General features: G+C 40.8%; 7 protein-coding genes. 3 read left to right on the top strand and 4 right to left on the bottom strand.

The features are described 5' to 3' along the window. Positions 1 to 371 precede the first annotated feature (371 nt). The 3 genes from V7Q33_RS22250 to V7Q33_RS22240 are packed head-to-tail and all read left to right on the top strand — an operon-like array spanning position 372 to position 4,934. On the top strand, positions 372 to 698 hold the full coding sequence (locus tag V7Q33_RS22250; protein ID WP_331978360.1) for a helix-turn-helix domain-containing protein: 327 nt from the start codon (positions 372 to 374) through the stop codon (positions 696 to 698). Beyond that, positions 691 to 1,965, top strand: a complete 1,275-nt coding sequence (locus V7Q33_RS22245; RefSeq protein WP_333821339.1) for a type II toxin-antitoxin system HipA family toxin — start codon at positions 691 to 693, stop codon at positions 1,963 to 1,965. The genes V7Q33_RS22250 and V7Q33_RS22245 overlap by 8 nt, the downstream gene beginning before the upstream one ends. 2 nt (positions 1,966 to 1,967) lie before the next feature. Beyond that, on the top strand, positions 1,968 to 4,934 hold the full coding sequence (locus V7Q33_RS22240; RefSeq protein ID WP_333821337.1) for a TOTE conflict system archaeo-eukaryotic primase domain-containing protein: 2,967 nt from the start codon (positions 1,968 to 1,970) through the stop codon (positions 4,932 to 4,934). A 186-nt stretch (positions 4,935 to 5,120) separates the two neighbouring features. Here V7Q33_RS22240 and V7Q33_RS22235 read toward each other — a convergent pair whose 3' ends face one another. The 4 genes from V7Q33_RS22235 to V7Q33_RS22220 form a co-directional block, all read right to left on the bottom strand. Then, positions 5,121 to 6,356 carry a hypothetical protein gene (locus tag V7Q33_RS22235; protein ID WP_333821335.1) on the bottom strand — a complete coding sequence of 412 codons (1,236 nt, stop codon included), beginning with the start codon at positions 6,354 to 6,356 and terminating at the stop codon, positions 5,121 to 5,123. Positions 6,357 to 6,870: 514 nt separating this feature from the next. Beyond that, positions 6,871 to 7,317, bottom strand: coding sequence for an SRPBCC family protein (locus V7Q33_RS22230; RefSeq protein WP_333821334.1), 447 nt, complete (start codon positions 7,315 to 7,317; stop codon positions 6,871 to 6,873). Between the two features lie 178 nt (positions 7,318 to 7,495). After that, on the bottom strand, positions 7,496 to 8,143 hold the full coding sequence (locus tag V7Q33_RS22225) for a dihydrofolate reductase family protein (RefSeq protein WP_333821332.1): 648 nt from the start codon (positions 8,141 to 8,143) through the stop codon (positions 7,496 to 7,498). Between the two features lie 53 nt (positions 8,144 to 8,196). Continuing rightward, positions 8,197 to 8,553: hypothetical protein (locus V7Q33_RS22220; RefSeq protein WP_333821331.1), on the bottom strand; the 357-nt coding region annotated here is incomplete at its 5' end.

Raw genomic sequence — 8,553 nt, 5'->3', positions numbered from 1 at the left:
AAGAAGAGAAGAGGTTTGAGGAGGTGAAAGTTGTAAGATTTCGAATGCATGACTGATCGAGACAATTTTACTTCGCCAAATCAGGAATTCCTGCGGAGATTAGACGTCTTTTCTCCGCAAAAAATGCGGAGAATGGGCGGGCACGTTGAACCCTGTTTTCAGTTTAAATACGATGGCCCTTTGAGGTCAAAATCTTAGTAAACCTTAAAATGAGGCCTAATTTGATGTTTAATACATTTAAAAACGGTGTTTTTTCCGGCCATGCCCATGCATACATACCTCTCTTTAAAAGGCCGTTTCGTCAGTTAAATTCTGTATAATGATAAATATTATTATCAAATAGTCTATTTTTGTTAAATATAATTAACATTATGAGGACACGAAAAGTCATCCTATTGCCCAAAATGGAAAAGACGCTTGTTCAGGTAGGTGAGAATATCAAACTAGCCCGACTTAGAAGAAAGCTAAGCACTGAACAAGTTGCTGAACGCGCGAATATCAGTAGACCGACCCTTTGGAATATTGAAAAAGGAGCCGGGGGCGTGGCTATAGCCGCTTACGCTCAAGTCCTCTTTGTTTTGGGCCTTGAAAAAGACTTGCTGAAACTGGCGGGGGACGATCCGTTAGGAAGAAAACTTCAGGATGCCGAACTCATAGTAAAAGAACGAGCGCCAAAAACCTCGAATAAAAATGGCTAAGAAAGGCGCACATAGAACGATATACGTTTATGCCGACTGGGTTGGCCTTGGACAGCCAACCTTGATGGGTTTGCTTCATTCAACGCTTCTGCGAGGAAAGGAAATATTTTCATTTGAGTATAACGAGGCTTGGTTAAAATCCCGAAGCTCACAGGCTCTCGATCCAGATCTGGGCTTTTTTAGCGGAATACAATATCTCAATGACGAAAAGCCAAACTTTGGAATTTTCCTCGATTCATCACCTGACCGATGGGGACGAACGCTGATGGATAGACGCGAAGCTGCAATAGCACGAAGTGAAGGACGACCGCCAAAAAATCTTTTTGAAACAGACTATCTACTTGGAGTTTATGATGGCCATCGGATGGGCGCGATTAGATTTAAAGATTCGCTCGATGGTCCATTCCTAAATAGGAACACAAGTATGGCCACTCCGCCATGGACATCAATTCGTGAACTTGAACATGCAAGCTTAAAGCTGGAAGAAGATGGCGGCCATGATGCAGAAAATTTGAGATGGCTCAATCTGCTAGTCGCTCCCGGCTCTTCTCTTGGAGGCGCACGTCCGAAAGCAAGCGTGTTAGATGAGCATGGAGAGTTATGGATTGCAAAATTTCCCAGCCTGCAAGATGATCGAGACATCGGAGGTTGGGAAAAAGTAGCGTATGATCTCGCGAGGAATGCAGGCATTAATGTACCAGAATCAGTTACTGGAAAGTTTTACAGTAAGAAGCACACCTTCTTAACAAAACGATTTGATCGGACGTCTCAAGGTGAACGCATTCACTTTGCTTCAGCTATGACATTACTTGGACGTACGGATGGAACAAATCATTCATCGGGCGCAAGCTATTTGGATCTTGCTGAGTTTATCATGCAAAATGGAGCGAGTCCGGATGCAGATCTTGAAGAGCTATGGAGAAGAATTGTCTTTTACATCTCGATCAGTAATACCGATGATCATTTACGAAATCATGGATTCCTTTTAACTGATAAGGGATGGACGCTTTCACCTGCATATGATATTAACCCAGTACCGACTGGCACCGGACTCAGCCTAAATATTTCAACAACAGACAATGCCTTGTCAATAGATCTTGCGTTGGAAGTGGCCGAGTACTTTAGAGTTTCTGATGAAAAGGCGACTGAAATTATTAGCGTTATCCAGTCCGAGGTTTCTAAATGGGAGTCAATTGCAGAAAAGGTTGGGATACCTAAAGCCGAGAGGAATGCAATAGCAAAAGCATTCAAGTATCAATCGAATTAACGGTGATAGACGTTGAACAAATCAAATTATTCCGTTTTCTCTTCAATGGCAGAGAAGATGCTTTCGCTATCCGATGGGAGAAAGGAAACAAAAGCGGCTACATGCCATCATATCAATTTGACCCGTACCACTATAGAATTCATAAAGCGAAAGGTGGCACTCTCGCCAACTATGCACATAAAACCTTACAGCCTCTGACGGATGAACAAGTAAAGCGTCATCTGTTAGGTGAACAATTGATTGGTATTTATCCTTTATTACTTAACAATACATCTCATTTTATTGCAGCAGACTTTGATGGAGACAATTGGCCAGAGGAAGCACGGAAATTTATCCAAGCTTGCGAGGCTGCTAATCTGCCAGTTTATTTAGAACGATCAAGGTCTGGGAATGGCGGGCATGTTTGGCTATTCTTTTCAGAAGCATATCCAGCATTCAAGAGCCGAAAGATATTTCTGTCCTTACTTCAGGCGACAGGGATCTTTTCAGTATTCGACAAGGATTCAAGCTTCGATCGTCTGTTTCCAAATCAAGACTCGCTATCGGGAAAAGGTCTAGGAAATCTAATCGCGCTTCCTTTATTCAAAAAATCAATCGACCAAGGCAATAGTTGTTTTGTGAATCCTGCTACTACAAAGGTGTATCCCGATCAATGGCAGTTTTTAAAAGACATCAAGCGAGTTAACGCTACGCAACTAGACAAGTTACTTGGTAGTTCCGCTCCTTCGATTGAAATGAAAACATCCGGAACATTAACAATTAGACTTTCTAACAAGGTGGTTCTTAACCGGAATGCTGTTCCGTTGACGTTGATAAACTTTATTAAAGAAGAGTTAAACTTTACCAGTTCGGAATTTCTAATAAAAAAGAAGCTCGGAAAGAACACTTGGGGCGTAGCTAGAAACTTCAAGTTAGTTGAGGAGGAGGGCAACCAAGTTTTTATTCCACGAGGTTTTATCGGAAAGCTTTTACGCTTTTGTAAGGATCAAAACATCGCTAACAATTTCCTTGATGAACGGGAGAAGAAAGGCCGTGTAAAATTTACAGCGCATATAAGCCTCAAAGCTCATCAGGAAGACGCATTGAATCAAAGTACCAAAAAGGATTTTGGTGTAATAGTCGCACCACCAGGTTCTGGCAAAACTGTGCTTGGCTTGGCAATCATTGCTGAAAAGGCACAACCTGCACTTATCGTTGTTCATCGCAAGCAACTAGCTGATCAATGGATAGAGCGGACTGAGTCATTTCTAAAGATTCCGAGAAAGGATATCGGTAAAATTGCAGGTGGAAAAATTCAATCCGGAAAGTTGATAAGTGTTGCTATGATCCAGAGTCTAACGAAAGTTCTGGCTTCAGAAGATGGGCAAGCCCTCTGTCAACAATTTGGAACGATCATCATTGACGAGTGTCACCACGTTCCGGCAGAAACTTATCGTTCGGTGATTAGTAAGTTGCATTCATTCTATATGTATGGGCTAACAGCAACACCTTTTAGAAAGTATAATGACGGGAAGTTGATCTTTACCTACATCGGAGACTTAGTTGCTGAGATTAGAGGAAGCCAGGTTGAGAATCAGCCTAAAGCCAAAATCGTAATTCGTAATACCGCTCTTTCAATTCCTTTTGACTCAAAGACTGATAAGTTTGAAACACTTTCCAAAGTGCTTGTTCACGATTCTACGAGGAACAAAATTATCATAGAGGATGTAATGACCGAATTGAATCAAGGTAAGAAAGTTGTCTTGATCTCTGAAAGGAAGGAGCATATAGATACACTCAACTTATACCTTAAGCAATTCTACGAAACGGTGACTTTGAGTGGAGATGATAGCGAACAGTCGAAGTCTCTCAAATGGAAACTGTTGAAGGATGGAAATTTTCAAGCTTTAATTACTACAGGGCAGTACTTCGGGGAAGGTAGCGATCTTTCGAGTATTTCGTCTGTCTTTCTTGTTTATCCTTTCTCGTTCGAAGGAAAGTTGATTCAATATATAGGCAGAGTTCAGCGATCCGAAATCGCACCAACCATTTACGATTACAGAGATAGCAAAATTCAATACCTCGAAGTGTTGTTTCAAAAACGAGATATCTATTACAAAAAACTTTATTCTGAAGGTATTCTATTTGAAAGGGAAGTAGAACGAGGACCGCAGGCTTATGAAACTGTTGCGAAAATCCCCTTGGAGCAACTGTTATTCAAATTTGGTATTGTAGCATTTAAGTATAAAGTACCTCAGATTACTACAGAAGCTCAGTTTGAAGTTGAGAATAAAGAAATGCGACCGGAGTTTGAAGTACTGAAACCTTACTTCGCCAAGTTTCTGAAAGTTAAGAGCATTCGAGTTAATATCAGCTACAAGATTGAATTCGACAAAATCAAATCATATATAGCCTTCTCAGAGGACCTTGACAAGATCAACAAAGAACTAGTTGAGGCCGTTAAGTTTCGTTTTGTTACGAAAACTTTAATTGGTAGAATACCAGATCTCAATTCTGATAATTTATTGGATGTTCAACAGTTACAGGAAAGTTCAAGTTCAATAGACAACAGTCTTTACAAATCTGGTGAAGAGTTGATTGATGAAATTCTAAAGATGAAGGACGCCAAACACTATGAACAACTCCGATACCTAGCAGGAAAACACGATAGATCTGTATTGCGCGTTCGTTTCGTTCTTCTCCCATTTTCTTTTGTGTTTCTTTTAACTGGAGACCAACAATATCACATCATTTGGGAAACTCTTGACACTGAAGAAGCCACTTACATCTGGAATGTTGAAAAGCATAAAGCAACTTTGAAAAGTAAACTGAAAGAGATTGAGCAGGATCTTGGCTTCATTCGATCCAATGGCCGGCAGGCATTCATTGATAAGCCGCGGGAAAACTTTTCAAGAATTATTCATGACTACTCTGAATTGAAGAAAGGATTTATCCTTTGGAAGGATCAACTGCAATCCAGATTGGTTTGAAAAGAATCATTACCTTTATACCACTTTGATGTTCTTTGTACTCTCTTCCTAGGTGAGCAATTCGGGAGCGGCAGTAATTAATAATTACTAGATAATTAAGCGTTAGCGCTTTAAGTCAGTCATAAAAATTCTTTTGGTAACCCAGCGGGATCAATTATATAGAAACAGTTACCGTTTTGTATTGCTTTACTTTCCTTCATGTTCCATTACATAATCTTCTTTTACTGTTATCGCTACAACTTCAATGGAGACATTAATACCTATGGTTGCAGCCGGATTTTTTATGCCTAAGTAAAGGTGACCTGTATTACAGCATGTGACACGTACATTTCCGGATTTAAAATTCTGCCGACTACCATCCTGATAGTGCTTCCATTGATTGTCAAGCTTCGCTTCAAAGGCGGAGCTATACTCTGATGGCAACAGGTATATGTCACAAAAATCAGCCCCAGGAGGTTGAGCTAAACTGCTGAAAATACCTTCCGTTATGACTGCACTAACTCCTGTTAATCCAAGTGTCACAGTGGCTATCTCTGAAAAGAGCTTGAAATTTGCTTTTACATGTTCAATGTCTTCCTTTCTTCTTGATGAAGAGAATCGGTAATACCATTCGACTGTATTTTTAGGTAACGATACAGGAACAATAACCCGCGATTTTCCCGTGGACAACGTTGCATTTAAGCCCCCATTGATAAAAAAATCCTGTACTTCTTGAATCGAAACAGGAGTATATACCTTTTTTTTCGATACAGTCGAGTTGAACGCTGCACTTTCCTGGCTGGCAGGTTTCCTCTGAATCTTAAGAAAACAATTCCTGTCAAATGCATGGTTTGTTCCCAGTACAAACGCAAAGATACTTCGTTGCTCTACCTTTATGCGCACATCTTTCAGTTCCACGAACGAATTATTTGAGTAACGTACAACTTGATCCGGATAGGTAGCTACACTGATTACATTCGTGCCATTCTTATTTGACATCGTTGCATTAAGAATAATTTCATCACCTTTTTCAAACGCGAACCATTCGGTGGGAAAAGGATAATTCTGATTAGGATGATCTGTATTCCAGGCAGCAACGGTTACAATGCCAGGCAATGAAATGTTCAAGTCGGAAACTTTAATAGGTTCAACTCCTGCAGAAGCCGTTTCAAATTGTACTTTCAAAATCCTCTGCTTATTGGATTCCAGAGTAAGAACTTCTCCTTTTGCTTGTAGTTTAGAATCGAACGGCTGCGCTTCTACGTAATGCTCTCCCGCCGATGTAACTACTCGCACAGATGAACCAGACTTTGACGTGCCCTTTTCAATACCATCCAATAGAATTTTACAATCCATATTAGAGATCACAAGCACAACTGCATCATCCTGACTGTAAAGATGAAACGCGATAAATAGAAAAAACAGCGTAAAACACTTCTTCATAATATAGATTAAGATTGAATTTATTTCATCAATAGGCTCTTCTTTTTGAAACGGTAATAGTAGCGAAACTCACCCAGCCTGATTTTTCCCAGGCGACACATCTTTGACTTCTTCAATGCAAGAAGTGTCCTTTCTGATTTGCACAATGCAATCATAGCAGTCTAACATTATATAATTGAATTTACTCCAAATGAATAAACACCCAATCCTTCTGAGAGGACGAAGGTCTCGAAATTCATTCTTTGCATTGACTCCTGATGGGCTTGCGATCGAGTGGATCAGGCGGGAAGGAATCGTTAGCCTAAAGTATGTAAAATATAGGTTGGCGACAACATCTGAATAATAAAAATTATCTATACCCCGTTTAAGGTATAGGTTTACTCCTTCTAGCAATTGCGGTCATGACGATACATTCGGTATGCATATAGTATATATCGTAAACAGACGTTAACACAAAAAAAGCTCCACGTCTCTGTGAAGCTTTCTGTACAAATCCTCTAAAATTCTCATTGTCTCAAGCATCCGGTATCACCGGTTCTACCAGCCGTGTCAGCTTCTCAAGCGACTCTTGCCAACCCAGGTAACACATCTCTGCAGGAATGGCAGCAGGAATTCCTTCCTGTATTATTTTTATTTCCGTGCCTACCATGGTTTGCCGGAGCGACACAGACGTAGTCATTTCACCCGGCAGATTGGGGTCATCAAATTTATCGGTATATTTTAAAAATTCATTCGGCTTGACATCTATATATGTACCGCCGAAAGAATGGCTGCTGCCTGTTGAGAAATTTGTGAACGACATCTTAAATGTACCGCCCTTCTCTGCTTTCATTTGATGAACGGTGCAAAGAAATCCCCAGGGTGGCAACCATGACGCTATCGCGGTGGCATCGGTAAATGCACGGAATACTTTTTCAGGAGAGGCTTTCAGCACTCTGTGTAATGAAACACTGTTAGACATACGATATATATTTTTATTTCTCCTACTCGTAAGGCTTTTCGGATACGCCCGTTTTTTTTGGTGGTGCTGCTCCACGAGTTTGTGTTGGTTAACGGAACAAAGGTGATGAGAAAATTAAATTCAGCCGGAGGTCAAACGCGACAGTTTATAGGTTATTCGCGACTCATGTGTGTAATCGTTACTTGCCTTTCTTCAGTATCACATGTGCAGCGTTTTCGCTGTAGGTTGTCTGCACGTCTGTAAAGCCAAGTTTTGGCAAATCAATACCTGCAAATAGATGTTCACCGGCTCCGAGAAATACAGGCGAAAAAGCAAGATGCATTTCATCTATATACCCTGCCTGTAAAAATTGCCGGATCGTTGATACACCTCCGCCAATGCGTATATCCTTTCCGTTGGCCGCTTTCTTTGCTTTCTCCAATGCAGATTCAATACCATCGGTCACAAAATGAAATGTAGTTCCGCCTTTCATATTAATAGGTTCCCTTGCATGGTTCGTTAAAACAAATACCGGCACATGATAGGGCGGAGTGTCACCCCACCAGCCTTTCCATTCATCGTTGGGCCACGGTCCGCGGATGGGTCCGAACATATTGCGCCCCATGATCCATGCACCTATATTTTCAAATGACTTTTCAGCAAAATCATTATCCGTTCCTTCTGTTCCCTCCTCTTTGTTCATCATTCTCTGAAACATTTTTGTAGGAATGAACCATTCATGAAGTTGTTCACCACCTTTACCAAGCGGAGTTTCCAGACTTTGATCAGGCCCGGCTCCGTAGCCATCCAGTGAAATTGAAAATGCTGTTACTTTAACTTTGCTCATATATACTTTTCATTTAAGTTTTAACTATTTATTTACTATGCCATTTCTATCCTTCAATTTTTTTCCATTTGTTCAATAGCGTTCCATCCGTCCGGGGTAATGCCCATGATCTCGGTAACAACGCCCAGTGGTTTGTATGTATCGAAAAAAACCATGCGTGCTATAGGATGATCCACTTCACTGATAACTTTATATCCTTGTTCACGAAGATTATTAGTAACCTGCTCGAACCCACTAACCGGCAAACGAAACGCGTTGTGCTGAATACCGCCTGCGGGATGTGCAGCAAGATAATCATGAAACATACTTTGACCAGACAGAGGCTGTACAAGTTCGATAAAGATACCTTTGTATGCCTGGGTAGTAAGCCATTCTCCAGGCACTACGTTGCCATAGTAAGTCATGTTCAG

The sequence above is a fragment of the Ohtaekwangia sp. genome, from assembly GCF_036786105.1.
In the GTDB taxonomy this organism is placed as follows: Bacteria; Bacteroidota; Bacteroidia; order Cytophagales; family Cyclobacteriaceae; genus Ohtaekwangia.
Note: the sequence above shows the minus strand (reverse complement) of the source record. Positions and strands in the feature narration are given on the sequence as shown.